The 16078-nt window shown below is 69.1% G+C and carries 14 protein-coding genes; 7 read left to right on the forward strand and 7 right to left on the reverse strand.

Features of this window, described 5'->3' with window-relative positions; genetic code table 11:
- Positions 1 to 5 precede the first annotated feature (5 nt).
- Genes ACWD6P_RS25005 through ACWD6P_RS25015 form a run of 3 tightly spaced genes read right to left on the reverse strand, consistent with a single transcriptional unit; the run spans position 6 to position 2186 of the window.
- Entirely contained in the window at positions 6 to 578 is a 573-nt protein-coding gene (locus ACWD6P_RS25005) for a TetR/AcrR family transcriptional regulator (protein ID WP_451446398.1), read from the reverse strand.
- Positions 579 to 607: 29 nt separating this feature from the next.
- Positions 608 to 1990 carry an amidase gene (locus ACWD6P_RS25010; RefSeq protein WP_451446399.1) on the reverse strand — a complete coding sequence of 461 codons (1383 nt, stop codon included), beginning with the start codon at positions 1988 to 1990 and terminating at the stop codon, positions 608 to 610.
- Positions 1977 to 2186 (reverse strand): hypothetical protein, encoded by a 210-nt coding sequence (locus tag ACWD6P_RS25015; RefSeq protein WP_451446400.1) that lies wholly within the window; start codon positions 2184 to 2186, stop codon positions 1977 to 1979. Before ACWD6P_RS25015 ends, ACWD6P_RS25010 begins: the two co-directional genes overlap by 14 nt.
- 139 nt (positions 2187 to 2325) lie before the next feature.
- On the opposite strand from ACWD6P_RS25015, the gene ACWD6P_RS25020 reads away from it, so the two are divergent.
- A complete protein-coding gene (locus tag ACWD6P_RS25020) occupies positions 2326 to 3297 on the forward strand; it encodes an MBL fold metallo-hydrolase (protein WP_451446401.1) in 972 nt (323 codons plus the stop codon).
- Here the strand turns inward: ACWD6P_RS25020 and ACWD6P_RS25025 are convergent.
- The gene (locus ACWD6P_RS25025; RefSeq protein WP_451446402.1) at positions 3268 to 3510 is read right to left on the reverse strand and encodes a hypothetical protein; all 243 of its coding nucleotides are present in this window, start codon (positions 3508 to 3510) and stop codon (positions 3268 to 3270) included. The two genes, ACWD6P_RS25020 and ACWD6P_RS25025, sit on opposite strands and share 30 nt — an antisense overlap.
- 160 nt (positions 3511 to 3670) lie before the next feature.
- Here ACWD6P_RS25025 and ACWD6P_RS25030 point away from each other — a divergent pair, with 160 nt between their 5' ends.
- Complete coding sequence (locus ACWD6P_RS25030) at positions 3671 to 4498, forward strand: HipA family kinase (RefSeq protein ID WP_451446403.1); 828 nt, start codon at positions 3671 to 3673, stop codon at positions 4496 to 4498.
- A gap of 39 nt (positions 4499 to 4537) precedes the next feature.
- Here the strand turns inward: ACWD6P_RS25030 and ACWD6P_RS25035 are convergent, their stop codons facing one another.
- A complete protein-coding gene (locus ACWD6P_RS25035; RefSeq protein WP_451446404.1) occupies positions 4538 to 5647 on the reverse strand; it encodes a DUF2867 domain-containing protein in 1110 nt (369 codons plus the stop codon).
- A gap of 226 nt (positions 5648 to 5873) precedes the next feature.
- Positions 5874 to 6605 (reverse strand): dienelactone hydrolase family protein, encoded by a 732-nt coding sequence (locus ACWD6P_RS25040; RefSeq protein WP_451446405.1) that lies wholly within the window; start codon positions 6603 to 6605, stop codon positions 5874 to 5876.
- Positions 6606 to 7048: 443 nt separating this feature from the next.
- Between ACWD6P_RS25040 and ACWD6P_RS25045 the strand changes: the two genes are divergently transcribed.
- The 4 genes from ACWD6P_RS25045 (at position 7049) to ACWD6P_RS25060 (ending at position 10892) form a co-directional block, all read left to right on the forward strand.
- Positions 7049 to 8437 carry a (2,3-dihydroxybenzoyl)adenylate synthase gene (locus ACWD6P_RS25045; protein ID WP_451446406.1) on the forward strand — a complete coding sequence of 463 codons (1389 nt, stop codon included), beginning with the start codon at positions 7049 to 7051 and terminating at the stop codon, positions 8435 to 8437.
- Between the two features lie 39 nt (positions 8438 to 8476).
- The gene (locus ACWD6P_RS25050) at positions 8477 to 9568 is read left to right on the forward strand and encodes a protein kinase family protein (RefSeq protein ID WP_451446407.1); all 1092 of its coding nucleotides are present in this window, start codon (positions 8477 to 8479) and stop codon (positions 9566 to 9568) included.
- A gap of 296 nt (positions 9569 to 9864) precedes the next feature.
- Positions 9865 to 10152, forward strand: coding sequence for a hypothetical protein (locus tag ACWD6P_RS25055; protein WP_451446408.1), 288 nt, complete (start codon positions 9865 to 9867; stop codon positions 10150 to 10152).
- A gap of 176 nt (positions 10153 to 10328) precedes the next feature.
- Positions 10329 to 10892, forward strand: coding sequence for a dihydrofolate reductase family protein (locus ACWD6P_RS25060; protein WP_451446409.1), 564 nt, complete (start codon positions 10329 to 10331; stop codon positions 10890 to 10892).
- A 123-nt stretch (positions 10893 to 11015) separates the two neighbouring features.
- Here ACWD6P_RS25060 and ACWD6P_RS25065 read toward each other — a convergent pair whose 3' ends face one another.
- On the reverse strand, positions 11016 to 12992 hold the full coding sequence (locus ACWD6P_RS25065) for a collagenase (protein WP_451446410.1): 1977 nt from the start codon (positions 12990 to 12992) through the stop codon (positions 11016 to 11018).
- A gap of 402 nt (positions 12993 to 13394) precedes the next feature.
- Between ACWD6P_RS25065 and ACWD6P_RS25070 the strand changes: the two genes are divergently transcribed.
- Positions 13395 to 16049 (forward strand): patatin-like protein, encoded by a 2655-nt coding sequence (locus ACWD6P_RS25070; RefSeq protein WP_451446411.1) that lies wholly within the window; start codon positions 13395 to 13397, stop codon positions 16047 to 16049.
- The last annotated feature ends 29 nt before the right edge of the window (positions 16050 to 16078 follow it).

A 16078-nucleotide genomic window follows, 5' to 3' on the forward strand; every position in this document is an offset into this window, starting at 1 on the left:
AGCCGTCAGGCGGGCGGCCGGGGCGCGGACAGGACGGCCCGGGCGAGCTCCTCCGCGTACGCGGCAGGCAGCTGGCCCGGACGGAACAGGATGCGGTACATCATCGGCGCCACCACGTGGTCGATGACCTCGTCGACGGCGGGAGCGGTTTCGCCGCGTGCGGTCGCGCGGGCCAGGATGACCTCGATCTGGTCGGCGGCATAGGCCGAGCACCGCCCGGCGTTGCTGCCGTCCGGGTCTCCGAGCAGCGCATCGCGGATGTACGCGCGCCCCGGCTGCGAGGCCATCTCTTCGAGGAACTGCCGGGCCCAGGAGGTCAGATCGGCCCGGAGGTCCCCGTGGTCGGCCGGCGGCTCCTCGGGCCGCAGGCGTTCGACCGCCACGTCCGACAGCAGCTCCTGGAGGTCGCCCCAGCGACGGTAGATCGTGGACGGGGTGACCCCCGCACGGGCCGCGACCGCCGGCACGGTCAGCGCCGCACGGCCCTGCTCGGCTTCGAGTTCCCGCACGGCGGCGTGCACGGAGGCCTGGACGCGGGCACTGCGTCCGCCGGGACGGGCCATGGGCTTGGGACTCATAGCGCCACCTTAACGCGAATTTATTGCGTCTAGGGTGAGGGGGAGGTGCCCGGGAGGCCTGCCGGCGCCACTTCGCCGACCTGGCCGCGAGCGGTCTCGTACGCGTGGCCGACCCGCAGCACCGTCGCTTCGTCCAGCGGCCGCCCGATCAGCTGCATACCGATGGGCAGCTCCGCTTGGCCCCGCCCGACCGGGAGGCTCAGGGACGGCATACCGGTGATGTTCGCCGGGGCACAGAGGCGGACATAGGCGTCGGAGACGCTCTCGGTGGCGCCGTCCGGCCAGACGACGGTCTCCTGGTCGCTCCTCGCGGCCGTCATCGGCACCGTGGGCGCCGCGAGCACATCGATCCGGTCGAACATGTCGCTCCAGGCCTGCCGCATGAGCGCCCGCGAGCGCTGGGCCCGCAGATAGTCGCCCGCCGACACCAGCTCACCGGCCTTCAGGAGGACCCGCACGTCCGGCCCGTACAGCTCGGGGACCGACCGCAGCGTGCGCTCGTGGTACGCGGTGGCCTCGGGGACCATCAGTCCCCAGTGCGTCGCCTGGAGGTAGCGCGTCATGGGGATCTCGACGTCGACGAGTTCGGCCCCGATGTCCGCCAGCCGGGCGAGGGCGCGGCGCACCGCCGCCTCGACCTCGGGAGCGACCCGGTCGAAGTAGTGGTTGACCGGCACCCCGATCCGCAGCCCCGTCAGGTCCTGGCCCTCGTGGGGCTCGTAGCCGTCCTTCGCCGCCAGTACGGACAGGACCAGTGCCGCGTCCTGCACCGTACGGGTGAGGGGGCCGACGTGGTCCAGGGACCAGGACAGCGCGGTGACGCCGTGCCGAGGGACGAGGTCGTAGGTCGGTTTCAGGCCGACCAGTCCGTTCAGCGCCGCGGGTACCCGGATGGAGCCGCCGGTGTCCGTGCCCAGGGCGAAGGTCGCCGCGCCGGCGGCCACGGCGACCGCCGACCCGCCGCTGGAACCACCGGCGACACGGCTCTGGTCCCAGGCGTTGCGCGTCTGGGGCGTCGTCAGCCCGTAGGCGAATTCATGGGTGTGCGCCTTGCCCAGCAGGACCGCGCCGGCTGCGGCCAGGCGACCGGCCACCGCGCTGTCCGCAGCGGCGCGGTGGTCCGCCCGGACCCGGGAACTGGCCGTGGTCGGCATACCGGCAGCGTCGATCATGTCCTTCAACGCGAAGGGGATGCCGTGCAGCGGGCCGCGGTACCGGCCGGCCGCGATCTCGCGTTCCGCGCGCAGTGCCGAGCCGCGCGCCGCCTCGCTCGCGACGGTGACATAGGCCCCAAGTCGCCCTTCGACGGCGCCGATCCGTTCGAGCACGGACTCGGTCAGCTCGACCGGCGACAGGCTCCCCTCCGCTATCGCCGCGGCCGTCTGGGCGAGGGTCAGCTCAAAGGGACGCATCCGACGCCTCCCCTGCGGCGGCGTAGCCGGCAGCCGGCGGCGTCTCCTGGAAGTCCAGTTCGCGCAAGGTGCCGATGACGGCATGGATGTGGTGCGCGGTCGCGGCCACATCGGCGTGGCGTGCGGCTTCCAGAGGCAGCCCGGCGCGGAGCGCCCATCGGGCGGCTTCCTGGGCGGTGAGTTCAACGGCACTCATACCTGTCCTTGACATGACGTGGGCGTACGGGCGGATGCATAGACGAGACGGTTCAAACGCGAAATCTTTGCGTTAGTAGAGAGTACGGGCTACCCTCACTTAACGCAAATGAATAGCTTTTACCGAGAGGAACCACCGGATGCCCAGCCCCTCGACCCCTTCGACCCCCTCGTCCACCACACCGGCCCCGGCCTGGACCGTGGGCGACCTCACCGTCCACCGCATCGACGAGGTGCCCCTGCCCCCGCAGACCGGCCCCTGGCTGCTCCCGGCCGCCACGCCCGAGCTGGTGTCCCAAGTACCTTGGCTGAAACCGGACTTCGCCGACGAGGCCGGAGTCCTACGACTGGCCAGCCACAGCTTCGCCTGCTCCGTTGATGGCCTGCGCGTCGTGGTCGACACCGGGATCGGCAACGGCAAGAAGCGCGCCAATCCCGCCTGGAACGACCTCGACAGCGACTACCTCACCCGCCTCAGCGATGCGGGCTTCGCCCCGGAGACCGTCGACCTGGTGATCCTCACCCACCTCCACACCGACCACGTCGGCTGGAACACCCGGGCGGACGGCTCGACTTGGCAGCCCACCTTCCCCCACGCCCGCTACCTCACCTCCCGGACGGAGTGGGACTACTGGGCGACGGTGGACATGGACGACGCCCGACGGCAGATGTTCCAGGACTCCGTCCACCCCATCCGGGACGCCGGCCTGCTGGATCTCGTCGACGTCCCGGACGAGGGGACCGACATCGCCCCCGGCATCCAGCTGCTCCCCACGCCCGGACACACCCCCGGCCACCTCGCCGTACGGCTGCACAGCGGCCCCGCCGCCGCACTGATCACCGGCGACGCGATCCATCACCCGGCACAGATGGCCCACCCCGGCATCACCAGCTGCGTGGACACCGACCCCCGCCAGGCGACCGCCACCCGACGCCGTCTGCTCGCCTCCCTGGCCGACACCGACGCCCTGATCCTCGGCACCCACTTCCCCGCACCTACGGGCGGACGAGTGACCTCCCAGCCCACGCCCCAGCCCACATCCCAGCCCGCATCCCAGCCCCCGAGCGGTTCCTACCGGCTCTCACCCGTCCCGCCGAGCCCGAGCCTCTAGAGCGCCGTCGTCGCGGGCGTGCCGGGTGCGCGCCCGCTCCAGGGCGGCGTCGAAGTCGCGCTGAGTGTCGGCGCACCAGTGGAGCAGGTCGGCCAGCACGCGCTCCAGCGTCTCACTGGGGCCACGGCGCCAGCCCTCGGCCGAGAGCGCGTACGCCTGCAAGGCCTCATTGGCGCGCCGCACCGCCGCGTCGTGCACATCCGACGTCGTCATGCCCACATCTCCCGTTCCCGTCAAAGCGACCACTTCCCCATGACGGCCCGACCCCGACGCCGCCGCCGCCGCCGCAAAAAACTATAATGGACTTCAATTTTGCAGTAGACTTAGGCTTCAGGAGCGCCCTCGAAGGGCACGGAGACAGGGGCGGGAACGCATGGCACCGACAACGGCCGCGCTGCGCAGGGTGACGGCCATCCGCTATGTGACCCCGCTGAGGAGCGGCGGCTCCGTCCCCGGCGTCGTCGAGGCCGACGACCTGGGGACGTACGTCGTCAAGTTCACCGGCTCGGCACAGGGGCGCAAGGCGCTCGTCGCCGAGGTCATCGTGGGCGAGCTGGCCCGGCGACTCGGGCTGCGGGTACCGGAGTTGGTCCTGGTGGACTTCGACCCCTCGGTCGCCGACGAGGAGCCGCACCAGGAGGTCCAGGACCTGCTGCACGCCAGTGCCGGGCTCAACCTCGGCATGGACTATCTGCCGGGAGCAGCCGACTTCACCCCCAACGCCGCGGACGCATTCGAGGTCGATTCGGCGGAGGCGGCCAGGATCATCTGGCTGGACGCATTCACCGCGAACGTCGACCGCACGACACACAGCACCAACCTCATGACCTGGCCGTGCTCCGGCCACCAGCGCCCCCGCCTGTGGCTCATCGACCACGGTGCCGCCCTCGTCTTCCACCACCGCTGGGACACCGCGGCCGACGCCACGGTGAAGGCGTACGACTTCCGGCACCACGCGCTCGGCACCCGACAGCCCGACATGGCCGCCGCCAACGCCGAGTTCGCCCCCCGCATCACCACGGGGCTGCTGCACGAGGTGGTCTCCGCCGTTCCCGACGCCTGGCTCACCGACGAACCCGGCTTCGCCACCGCGGCGGAGGTCCGCGACGCCTATGTCGCCCATCTCACGGCCCGGGCCCGGGACTCCGCCCATTGGCTCCCGACGGAATTCCCGTCACCACACGGGCCGTCCACCGGCTAGGCGCGAAGGGCTGCGGGAACGCGGCCATCCGCCTCCGCGTCAGGCCGCTCGAACGGTTGACGCGGCGTCGCGGAGCAGCCCGGGTGCCAGTCGCCGGTGGACAGCGGACAGCACGGGCCACACGGCGCGGCCAAGGCGCCGGTCGTAGCGCAGGAAGGTCCCCAACGACACCCGCCCCTCGGTTGCCTGTACGAGGAGGTTGCCGGTCAGAAACCAGGAAGCGGCCTCAAGTCGGATCCAGTCCTCGCCGCGTTCGGCGATCTGCCATCCGGCCACGGTCTCGGGTGACCGCCCTCGCCTGAGTCGGAGTCCGAGCAGCCCCCGCCAGATCAACTTCGCCGCGACGCTGGGGACATCGCCGAACATCGCACGAGCCCACCGCTCCGGTGTAGCGCCTCCACCTGCGTCCGCGTCCGCGTCCGCGTCCAAGCGGAGGGTGAACACGTCGACGTAGTCGACGCGAGACAACGAGCTGAGAGCGCGGACGGACTCGGGAATGTTGTGCACCCCCACGGCACCGTCAACGGTGGCGGCGCTGCCGCCTTCCGGACTCGGTCGGCCACGGTCCCGCCACGCGTGTTCCCACTGCCGCATGAGCGCAGGGAAGACGATGAGGCGTCGGAACGGCGTGATGGCGGCCATATACAGCCGTCCGAACAGGCCGTTGGGCTTCACGAGGACCGCCAGTCGGAGCTCGTGTCCGCCGCTGGCGGCCGGCGCCCACGCCAGGTGCAGGACCGCATGGACGGTCCTGGTCGCCAGCTCAAGGGCGCACTCGTTGTCGAGCTGATACACCGAGGTGAGTGGCGAAAGCCCGGCGTCTGAGCCACGTGGGGCCTCACCAAGGTCACTGGGCAGGCGATCGCGCAGCGACTGAACCCGTGCCGAGGTGCCCGCCCCAGGCCTGTCCCACCCGAAGAGAGCACCGAGCTTCCAGCGCACCGCGAACAACAACCGGGACAGCAAGGGTTCCCTCGCACGTCCGGCGGATGCCTGCATCGCGGCGAGCATGGCGGGGAAGTCGTCCGGCCCGGCGTCAGGTAGGCGGGCTGACCAGACGTCCTCCAGCTCAAAGTCGCGGGTGAGTTCGTGAATTCGCCACGGGTGGCGGGTGTGGAATGCGTCAGGAAGTCGGCTCACAAGGGACATCCCCTTTCCTATACGGGGCCGTATAGAAGGAGTCTAACCGCTTCTATACGGCCCCGTATAGGCAGGCCTGGAAGGCTTCCTGTGGCAAGCGCCACCACGCACGGGGAACTCGGGGACGGCAGGCGGCCGTCCTCAACTGGACTCTCGCAACCACGATCGGGGTGGGCGGCGAACGCGCCCATCGGAACGGAGGCCGATCGACGCGTCGCGGGCTACAGGCGGCGGATCAGGCGAGGTGCCGGGAGAAGAACCGCAGCATGCTGTCCAACTCGAAGGCCGGGATCTCCCCGTGCTTGCCGGGGTTGGCGTGCAGCGTCTTCTCTGCTGAGGCCAAGGCGTCGAACAGCGCCAAGCTCTGGGCCCGCGGCACCCGTTCATCGTCCCACTGCACCAGGAACTCCACCGGGACGGTGATCCGCGCGGCGTCCTCAGCCGAGGCCAGGGCACCGCCCAGACCCAACACCGCCGCACGCACCCGCGGTTCGGCGGCAACGAACGGAACGCCGAGTCCGCACCCCAGCGACACTCCCCAGTAGCCCACCGGGCCGACGCCGACATGTGGGAGCTGCTGGACCGAGTCCAGGACCGCCTGCCATTCCGGAACGGTCTGGCGGGCTACGAGCGCCTGGAAGCCGGCGATCAGCGGAGCCAGCTCCTCTCCGGCCTCCACGCGAGCCTGGTTCTCGGCCGCGATCCGCTGGAACTCCTCGTCCTTGGGGCGGTCCCCATGGCCGGGCACGTCGACCGCCACCACCGCGAAACCGCACTCGGCCACGAAGCGGCGCGCGCGGGCCAGGATGCCGGGGGCCTTCTTGTGCTGGCCGCCACCGTGCCCCATCAAGATCAGGGGCCGAGTACCGGCAGCACCTTCAGGGGTCCACAGCACACCGGGAATCTCACCAAGGGTAAAGAGTTGTTCGGACACGCCGTCGGACGACGTCTCAGAGATGAAGCGCATAGCGTTTCAAGCCTTTCGGGATGCCTTCTGCGGGCACTCCCTAGGCCATGCGGGAGAGGGAGGCCCGACCTGTCACAGCGTTGATCGGTCTCACCTCCTCAGTTCACAGCAGCGCACGGCGGCCCCGAAAGTATCACGAAGGTCAGCGGAGCCTTCCACGCCCGAGCCAACCGCCGGACGGCCGGACCGCCGGACCGCCGGAAGCCAGCGAACCTCGACGATTCCTCCTGGTCAGCGGCGCTCATTGGACTTTCTGCTGATGGAATGCAGCGTCCATGGTTGGTAAAGCACATTGTGCAGTGCATAGGGGCGTTGACAGTTTGGATTGTCAAGGTCCAGGCGGCGGGGTTGTTTTCCGGCGTTGAGAAAGGGGGGACGATCCTTCCGGCCTTCCGGCCTTCCGGCCTTCCGGGTCAGAAACTGGTACGTACAGAAGGAAGTTCATGACATCCATGCTCGACGGCTGCACGCCCTGGCCCGAGGAATTCGTCGACCGCTACTGGGCGGCCGGGCACTGGCGTGGCAACACGCTGGACAACCTGCTGCGCGGCTGGGCCCTGCAGTACGGACCGCGGACCGCGCTCGTGCACGGCGGCAACCGCATCACGTACGCGGACCTGAACCGGCGCGTGGACCGCGTGGCCGCCGGGTTCCGGCTGCGCGGCCTCCGGCCCGGGCAACGGGCCGTCGTCCAGCTGCCGAACGTTCCCGAGTTCGTCATCACCGCGTTCGCGCTGATGCGCGCCGGTACGGTCCCCGTGCTCTGCCCGGTCTCGTACCGCGCGTCCGAGGTGTCCCACCTCGCGCGGGTCACCCAGGCCGTCGGCTACGTCGGTCCCTCGACGTATGAGGGCTTCGACCACACGGCGATGGCCGCGGACATCGCGACCCGATGGCCCTTCCTGCGGCGGGTGTTCACCCATGAGGCGCCAGGCACCTCGTCCCCGTACGGTGGCATGACGACCGACCCGGCAGGCTGCCAGTACGCCCCGCTGGGCTCCATCGACGCCCCGCCCCAGCCGGCGCTGGCGCAGAGCGCCGACCAGGTGGCGTTCTTCCTTCTCGCCGGTGGTTCCACCGCGGCGCCCAAGCTCATTCCGCGTACCCACAACGACTACGCCTACCAGGCGCGGGCCGCCGCCGAGCTGGTGTCGCTCACCGAGAACGACGTGTATCTCGCCGCGCTGCCCGCCGAGTCCAACTTCGCCTTCGGCTGCCCCGGCATCGTCGGCACCTTGTCCGTCGGCGGCACGGTCGTCCTGGCCGCGAACCCGGGACCCACCGAATGCCTTCCGGCCATCGAACGGGAGCGGGTCACCATCACGTCGCTGGAGTCCGCCGCCGCCCAGTCCTGGCTCGACGTACTCCCCACGGTCCAGGCCGACGTGAGCAGCCTGCGTCTGGTGCAGATCGGCGGTGCGCCCTTGCACCGGGCGACCGCTGAACGGATAGGCCCCGAACTGGGCTGTCGCCTGCAGCAGGTCTTCGGCATGGCCGAGGGGCTGCTGACTCTCACCCGGCCCGCCGATCCGGACGAGACCGTGCTCACCACACAGGGCCGCCCGCTCTCGCCCGACGATGAGATCCGCATCGTCGACGTCGACGGCAAGGACGTGCCCGACGGCGAGACCGGCGAACTCCTCGCCCGCGGTCCGTATACCCCGCGAGGCTACTACCGGGCGCCCGACCACAACGCACGCTCCTTCACCACCGACGGCTACCTCCGCACCGGCGACCTCGCGCGGCGCACCCCGGACGGCAACCTGGTGATGACCGGCCGCCCAGGTGAAGACCTGTCTGTCACCGTGGCGGATAGGCTCGACCCTTCGTGAGATCACCGATGCCCTGGTTGCGGCACCGAGGAGTCGTCGATGCACCATTCGGACCCGTGGTATGCCGCGCGGCTCGCCACGTACGGGACCGTGGCCACGCGACTGTCCCTGCTGAGCGACCGTCGGCTCGGCGAGGTCGTGGCCGCCGCCGACCCGCTCGGGTCCGGCATCGGCGGCAGGTCAGCGGAGCTGGACATCGACGGCACGCGGGTGTTCGTCAAGCGGATCCCCCTGACGGACACCGAACTGCGGCCGGAGAACGCGCGGTCGACGGCGAACCTCTTCGGACTGCCGATGTTCTACCAGTACGGGGCGGGCTCGACCGGTTTCGGGGCCTGGCGAGAGCTGGCCGTGCACATCATGACCACCAACTGGGTCCTCAGGAACGAGTACGAGGGCTTTCCGCTGATGTACCACTGGCGCATCCTGCCCGACTCCGCTCCCCAGGGGTTCGCCGACGAATTCGGGGGCATCGACGGTGCGGTCGCACACTGGGAGGGCTCATCGGCCGTACGTGAGCGGCTGGAGGCCATCGGCGGCTCCTCGTTCAGCCTGGTGCTGTTCTTGGAACACGTCCCGCAGACACTCGCCGAGTGGCTGCACGACTACCGGACCGCCGCGCCGGAGGGCGGGTCTGAGGGCGGGCCGGGCTCGGCGTACCGGTGGGTGGAGGAAGCCCTGGCGCACGGCACCGCTTTTATGAGCTCACACGGACTCGTCCACTTCGACGCCCACTTCGCCAATGTCCTGACCGACGGCCGGCTGCTGTACTTCGCGGATTTCGGACTCTCGCTGAACTCCGGCTTCGAACTGTCAGCAACCGAGGCGAAGTTCCTCTCCGACCACCTCGCGTATGACCGCTGCCAGACCGTGAGCCATCTGCTCCGCCACCACCTGGCCGACGGCCTGCGCGGCGGTAGGGAACACGAGGCGTTTCTGCGCGAGTGGCTCGCCGGCCACCAGCCCGACGACGTCCCGCGCGAGATCGCCGCAATCATCGACCGGTATGCCCGCACGGCCGTGGTCATGGGCGAATTCCAGGGCCGGTGGCTCACCGAGAGCAAGCGGACGCCATTTCCGACCGCCGAAATCGAGCGGGCCCTGGGCACTGCGGTCGCGGCGCCCCGCTGAGGCCGGAATTCGGCAGCAGACCGCCTCTGCCGACCCGGTGAGTCTGCGGTTCTGCACTAGCAGCTTTCACTGGCCACTGGTAGAGCCGTTGGAGCGGAGCGGCCGACGCCTTGCGGCCCATCGGAGCCCCGGCCCGCTCGGAGAGTGAGGTTCCACGGGACGGCGCCGATTCTTCGCGGCGGCGATGCGAACGCGGCGCGTCGCTGACGGGCTGCGCAGTATTTCCTATTAACCTCCCATAACCATACGAAGTCGATCCATTTCGGATCACACCCGCACAATCCACCGGAGATGACATGCACAAGGTTTGCAAGGCTGCCGTTGCGATCGCGGCCCTCGGCACTGTCGGCTTCCTCGGCGCCGGCACCGCACAAGCCCACGGGAAGGGCGACTCCTGGGACATCAAGTCGGGCAGCTCGTGCCGGTCGCACGACCTGAACGTCGACGTACTCGGCGAAGTGGGCATCCTCAACGGCCTCCTGGGCAACGCGCTCAACGGCGAGGGCCCCGCGGGTGCGCAGGAAACCAAGATCGGCTCGTCCATGGGCTGCAACAACATCGTCGGCGGGCACGACGGCAAGTAGCCGAAACGGGCCCCGGTGTCCAAGCCACAGGCCAAAGCCTCAGGCCGACACCGGGGCCCGCGTTTGGCCTGCGGCGGCGGGCGATGCCCCGTAGGCGCTGCAGTTCGCCCGATCCGGCTGAGGTGCCGTGGCACCCGGAGGGCGCACCGCCGGAATGTCACCGAGGAGGACTTCCGATGCGCAGCGTGACCTATTCGATGGGCGTCTCACTTGACGGCTACATCGTCGGGCCGGACGGCGGCTTCGACTGGACGGCGCCCGACGAGGAGGTCTTTCGCTTCTGGATCGACGAGATCCGAGAGGTCGGCGTCCACCTGCTGGGACGACGGCTGTACGAGACGATGCTGTACTGGGAGACCGCCGACCAGGATCCATCGCTCGACGACGCAGAGCTCGAGTGGGCCGCGCTCTGGAATCCGCTCCCCAAGGTGGTGTTCTCCAACACTCTGTCGGCGGTCCAGGGCAATGCCCGCCTGGCCTCCGGCGGCCTGGCGGAGGAGATCGAGCGGTGGCGAGCCGAGCCGGGGGAGGGCGACATCGCGATCGGCGGCGCGACTCTCGCCGCCGAGGCGGCCGCGTTGGGTCTGATCGACGAGTACCGGGCCATGGTCCACCCGGTGCTGGTCGGCGGTGGCATCCCGTTCTTTCCCCAGCGCGAGCGCCGGGTGGATCTCGAACTCGTCGAGACCCGCACATTCAGCTCGAAAGTCGTCTACCTCCGCTACCGCGTGGCGCGCTAGCACGGCGGTGAACGCCCACCACTTCGCTGGAAGCCTGGTGTCCCGCGCACGAACGATGCACGGGACACCAGGCTCTCCTGGCTCAGTTCCTGCCGGTGGCCTTGGCCGTGGCCGTGGCTCTGGTTAGCGGCCGTTCCGGGCCGGCAGTTGGCCGCATTCGCCGTCGGCGCACTTGCCCAGCCAGTCGGCGAAGTCGGCGTCGTACTTGGTGCCGATGGTGTCGCGGAGCAGGCTCTGGGCCGCCTCGTAGTCGCCTGCGCGGTAGTGGCCGAGCAGGGTGGTCACGTCCTCGGGGTGCGACTGGAGCATGTAACGGACGCCCAGGTAGCCCCACTGGTAGATACGGGTGGTGTCGGCGTTGTCGTAGGTGGTCCCGAAGAGCTGGCTGAGCTTGTAGGTGTTCTTGCCCGCCTCCTCGATCGCCCTGTCGTAGGTGACGCCGCGGTACGAGTAGGAGACGTACTCGGCGAAACCCTCGACCCACATCACGGTCGGTGTCGTCTGCCCTGCCGCGAAGTCGCCGTACATGTCGAAGCGGCCGTCGAGGTAGTGGGTGTACTCGTGGTTGAGGTTCCAGATCTGGAAGGCGCCGTCCTGGGCCGGCTGCTCGTAGGCGATGAAGCGCGGCTGGTTGCCCTCGGCGGCCGGGTCGCCCTCCAGGTACATGCCGCCGTTGTTGGTGTCGATGCCGAAGACGACACCGGCGTAGGTCTTGTAGTCGGTGCTGGAGTTGAAGGCGACGATCTCGATGTTGGTGTTCTTGTCGTCCTTGACCGGGCCGTCGTCCTTGACGATGCCGTGGAAGACCGGGTCCTGCTTGAGGATGCTGTCGCAGGTGGCCGAGAGTTCGGACGCGGTCAGCTCCTGCGCGAGGATCTTCGCGCTCGGACCGCATTCGTGCTTGATCGTCAGTACGGCGTCGCGCACGCGGTTCTGCAGGTCGCAGGTGTCGTAGTCGGCGCAGTTCTCCTTGTCGAACTCATTCGTCATCTCGGCGAGGCCGACCCAGAGCGGGGCGGTGCGCCCAGTGATCTCGCTGCGGCCGAGCAACTCCTTGACCAGCGGCTTGACGGTGTCCTTGAGGTCGGCGTGCTGCAGAAAGCGGCCGAGTTCGCGTCCGGCGTTGCTGGCCAGGTAGGACTTGTCGGTGCCGAGCAGATCGTCGTGAGCGACGGCGAAGTCACGCATTCCGGTGAGGACGCTCGGGTCGGCCTTCACGGCTGCCACGAACTCCGGCAGCTGGTGGCCGCGGAACAGCACGGTGTAGGTGTTGTTGACCGCCGCGACCATCCCGTAGAACTCGTCGTAGGACGCGTTGTAGTCCTTCTGCAGACGCTTGACCACGTCGAGGTAGCGGGCGTTCTCCTCGGAGCTGTCGATCAGGGTGACCGTCTCGGCCAGGGTCTCTCCGTTGGCCTCGGTGACGTCGAAGGCGTGGGACGAGCCGAAGAAGCCGTCCAGGGCGCCCTGAATGGCGCTCTTCAGCGTCGGGCCGTATTCGCCGACGTTCTCCGGCTGGTTGTACTGGATGTAGTAGCCGGCGCGCAGGTACAGCACCACCTGGGCTGTGGAAGTGCTGTTGTCGCCCGGGTAGTTGGTCGCGACGTCCTTGAACGCGTTCGCCACCGTGACCATCTGTTCCTCGCGGAAGAGGGCCTTGGAGTCCTCACCGGCCACGTTGAACAGCGTGTTGATGCAGGTGGTTTCCGACTTCTTGATCTGCTCGACCAGTTCCGCACCGGTCTTCGAGGTGAAGTCGCTGACGTTGCAGTCCGCCGCGGCCTTCGCCGCGGAGCGGGCCTTCTTGCGCTCTGCGGCGTTCTGGGCCGCGGGGAGCGGGGGGCGTTGCGCGGAGGTCTCGGTGTTCGTGGCCGATCGTTTGGGTTCGGCGGCGTGGCCGGGTGCGAGATCGGCGGCGAGCACGGTGGCGGCGGCGGGCTGTGGGGCGGGGGCCGCTGACCTCGGTGTGGCCTTGGGCGCCTTGGCGCCGGCCGTTGCCGCCCCGCCGTTGGGGGCGAGCATGGTGAGCCCCAGGCCGGCGGCGGCCACGGTGGGTATCAGCAGTTGGGCGATTTTCTTGAAAGTGGGGGGTCTACGCATAGCGATGGCCTCCAGGCCGGTCGGCGGCCGTGCGAGGGGCACGGCAGTGGGGTGCGGACCGTGATGGCACGGGGGTTGCGCACTTTCGCAGCTGTCATGCCCGCGAAAAGTGTGACCGTACAATTTCACACTTCACATGGCAGTGAAAGGGGGCTGCAAGCAAAACAAAGAACTGATGAATCATCAGGGAAGGATCCTGGTCGGCGCCTTGAGGTTCTGGGACGGAACTGCGTGACAGCTGGCGACCGGCGGGCGGCGGCACCTCACCCACCACGGCTTCATCGCCCGCACCCTGCCCACCACCGGCGGCCCGGAGCGCGCCGCCCTGCTGCTGAGTCCGCCGCACGCCCATCTGGCCGAACGCTGGGTGCCGTCTCCCCTCGCGAGAGATCCAATGTGGACATGAGCATGGACGAGGCAGACGGGCAGACCGAGACCAGCCACCTTCGGTCCGAGCTGCGCCTGGCCGCCACGTTTACCGGCGGGGTGAGCCTGGCGGTGTGGATGGGCGGGGTCGCTCGCGAGATGAACCTGCTGACCGGCGCGGACCGGCCGGGAGTGAACGCACCGGCCGCACATAAAGACCAGCGGGTAAGAGCGAAGTATCAGCAGCTTCTCCGCCTTCTGCGGCTGGACGTCAGCGTCGATGTGCTGTCGGGTACCAGCGCCGGCGGCATCAACGCGGCCGTCCTGGGCCTGGCGACCGTCCGGGGCTGCGATATCGGCATCCTGCGCGACCTCTGGCTCGACGAGGGCTCGCTCGGCGCTCTGCTGCGCAATCCCTCCGAGCACGCCCCGCCCTCGCTACTGCAAGGCGACGAGGTCCTGCTCAGGGGTCTTCGCCAAGCGCTGCAGGAACTTGTCAGCGATGCTCCGGATGCCCGGGGCGTTGCGGACGACCCCACACGTGTCTTCATCACCACCACGCTCCTCGCCGGCCTGGAGCGCACCTTCGGTGACGACTACGGCAGCCCGATTCGAGACACCATCCATCAGGGCTTGTTCACGTTCAACGGACAACAGCTCAGTGACGACGCCGTGGTGGCCCCTCTCGCCCTCGCAGCCCGCAGCAGCGCGTCATTCCCCGGCGCCTTCGAGCCATCGTTCGTTCCCGTCGGCACGGCAGGCACGGACGACGGCCATGTGGACATGGCTCCCTACGTACGCGACGACACTCGCACCCAGTTCTGCGCGGACGGCGGGCTGCTGGCGAACCGCCCGCTCGGTCCCGCACTGCAGGCTGTGTTCGACCGGCCCGCGGAGCGGGAAGTCCACAGGATCCTGGCGTATGTCGTCCCCTCCCCCGGGCTACCTGCTCCTTCGGCGGCCGCCGCTCCCCTCCAGGGCGACATCCCGGCCGTGGGCCCGGCGCTGATCGCGGACCTCAATGCCCTCCAGTCGCAGTCCATCACCGCTGAACTCACCGCCCTCGCCACACACAACGAACGTGCCCGTACCCGGCAGCGCGCCGAGAGCCGCCTGGCTCTACTCGCCGGGCCCAAGGGAAATCTCGCCGTAGGGCAACTGCACACCGAGTTCCGGGCCATCCAGGCCCAGTCCTTGGCTCGCGCCGCCGCGAACGAGACACTGCGTCAACTCACCTCCGACGGCGCCCGAGCGGCGGACGACCGCCCCGTCGGCTTCGGTGCCGACCTCGACACGCTCACCACTGCGGCCGCCGCCACGATCCGTGAGGCCCTGCCGGCGGACCTCGCGGCGACGGACGACAACCTGTTCGACCAGTTGGCATGGTTCGGCCGGTCAGTGCTCGACGGCGCCAAGGCCACCGTGCTGAGGTTGGTGAAGGGCGGTTTCGACATGCCCTCCGCGAACCGCGAGGCTCTGGATCAGCTCGTCAGCGAGGTGCACCATGCGATGCCTGCTCGCTCTGCGGCCGACCTCTCCGCCAAGATCCGGGAGGTCCTCACGTCCGACGTGCCTCTGCCGCCGGACGGAGTCTCTGAGCTGGCGAGTTCGCCCGCTTGGCTCGCAGCCGTACGCAGCCAGCTTCCGACCGCCGAACGGTCGGACCTGGCAGACGCGTGGCGAGCTCTCGCAGACGTCGTCCTGCGGGCGCGTGACATCCTCCTCCCACCTCAGCCGGCTGACGTCGCGCTCGCCGCCGACCTCACCGCGATCTTGCACCACCTCACCGACACGGCCCTGGAAACGCACCCGCCGGACGAGCCCGCCCCGGTCGTGGCGCGACGGCTGTTCTACCTACAGGCAGCGGAACGAGTCCTCTACCCGGATGAGCCGGCCGCGCAGCAGGTGGTGAAGCTCGCCCAGATGAGCGCCAACACCAGGACGAACCTCGACCCTCGCACCCTTGCCGAGGAGAAGCTCACTGGGCTTCAGCTCCATCACTTCGGGGCCTTCTACAAGAGGTCATGGCGCGCCAACGACTGGATGTGGGGACGTCTGGACGGGGCCGGATGGCTCGTTCACGTACTGCTGTCCCCCCGTCTGCTGGCGCGGCTGGCCAGCAATCTGGGCGAGCCATTTGAGCAGGAACTCCGCACGGGGCTGTGTGACATCGCCGGAACCGAGGAGCCCCCTCCTGGGGTATTCGACCCGTTCCCCGACGGTAGGCCGGGCGAGCTGGCCTTCCTCAGAGCACCCGGAGCCCCCTACGACCTGCCCCCCAGCTTTCCCACCACCTCCCTGTGGGTGGCGAGCGGACTGCAGCGGCTCATCGCCGCGGAGGAGCTGAGCTGCGTCGCACAGCAGGCCGAACTCGACAGGAAGGAGGGCACCGCGGACACCGCCAAGGAATTCCTCGCCGCGTATCACAGGAAGGCCGCGGCCCAGGGTCCGGACAGCGCTGCACCGCTTCAGCCGGACGACATCGAGGAACTGCTCGCCGCCTGCCGAATCTCGCAAGAGACCTTCGCCGAGGAACGCGGCACCAAGCTGCTCACCCGCACCATTGTCAGAAGCGCCGCCGTGGCTGTGAACGCCGTCGAAGCCGGGACCGTGGGAGGAAAGTATTTGCGGCTGCCGTTCCGCGTGGTCAGCAAAACCCTGCGCCTCATTGATCATCTGCTTCACCGGTGAGCCGACGCCGGTGAGCCTAGGGGTGGCGC

It is taken from the genome of Streptomyces sp. NPDC002446, assembly GCF_053595675.1.

Coding starts and splice junctions, on each gene's coding strand:
- ACWD6P_RS25005 (WP_451446398.1), bottom strand. CDS start 578: ATGAGTCCCAAGCCCATGGCCCGTCCCGGCGGACGCAGTGCCCGCGTC.
- ACWD6P_RS25010 (WP_451446399.1), bottom strand. CDS start 1,990: ATGCGTCCCTTTGAGCTGACCCTCGCCCAGACGGCCGCGGCGATAGCG.
- ACWD6P_RS25015 (WP_451446400.1), bottom strand. CDS start 2,186: ATGAGTGCCGTTGAACTCACCGCCCAGGAAGCCGCCCGATGGGCGCTC.
- ACWD6P_RS25020 (WP_451446401.1), top strand. CDS start 2,326: ATGCCCAGCCCCTCGACCCCTTCGACCCCCTCGTCCACCACACCGGCC.
- ACWD6P_RS25025 (WP_451446402.1), bottom strand. CDS start 3,510: ATGACGACGTCGGATGTGCACGACGCGGCGGTGCGGCGCGCCAATGAG.
- ACWD6P_RS25030 (WP_451446403.1), top strand. CDS start 3,671: ATGGCACCGACAACGGCCGCGCTGCGCAGGGTGACGGCCATCCGCTAT.
- ACWD6P_RS25035 (WP_451446404.1), bottom strand. CDS start 5,647: ATGTCCCTTGTGAGCCGACTTCCTGACGCATTCCACACCCGCCACCCG.
- ACWD6P_RS25040 (WP_451446405.1), bottom strand. CDS start 6,605: ATGCGCTTCATCTCTGAGACGTCGTCCGACGGCGTGTCCGAACAACTC.
- ACWD6P_RS25045 (WP_451446406.1), top strand. CDS start 7,049: ATGACATCCATGCTCGACGGCTGCACGCCCTGGCCCGAGGAATTCGTC.
- ACWD6P_RS25050 (WP_451446407.1), top strand. CDS start 8,477: ATGCACCATTCGGACCCGTGGTATGCCGCGCGGCTCGCCACGTACGGG.
- ACWD6P_RS25055 (WP_451446408.1), top strand. CDS start 9,865: ATGCACAAGGTTTGCAAGGCTGCCGTTGCGATCGCGGCCCTCGGCACT.
- ACWD6P_RS25060 (WP_451446409.1), top strand. CDS start 10,329: ATGCGCAGCGTGACCTATTCGATGGGCGTCTCACTTGACGGCTACATC.
- ACWD6P_RS25065 (WP_451446410.1), bottom strand. CDS start 12,992: ATGCGTAGACCCCCCACTTTCAAGAAAATCGCCCAACTGCTGATACCC.
- ACWD6P_RS25070 (WP_451446411.1), top strand. CDS start 13,395: ATGAGCATGGACGAGGCAGACGGGCAGACCGAGACCAGCCACCTTCGG.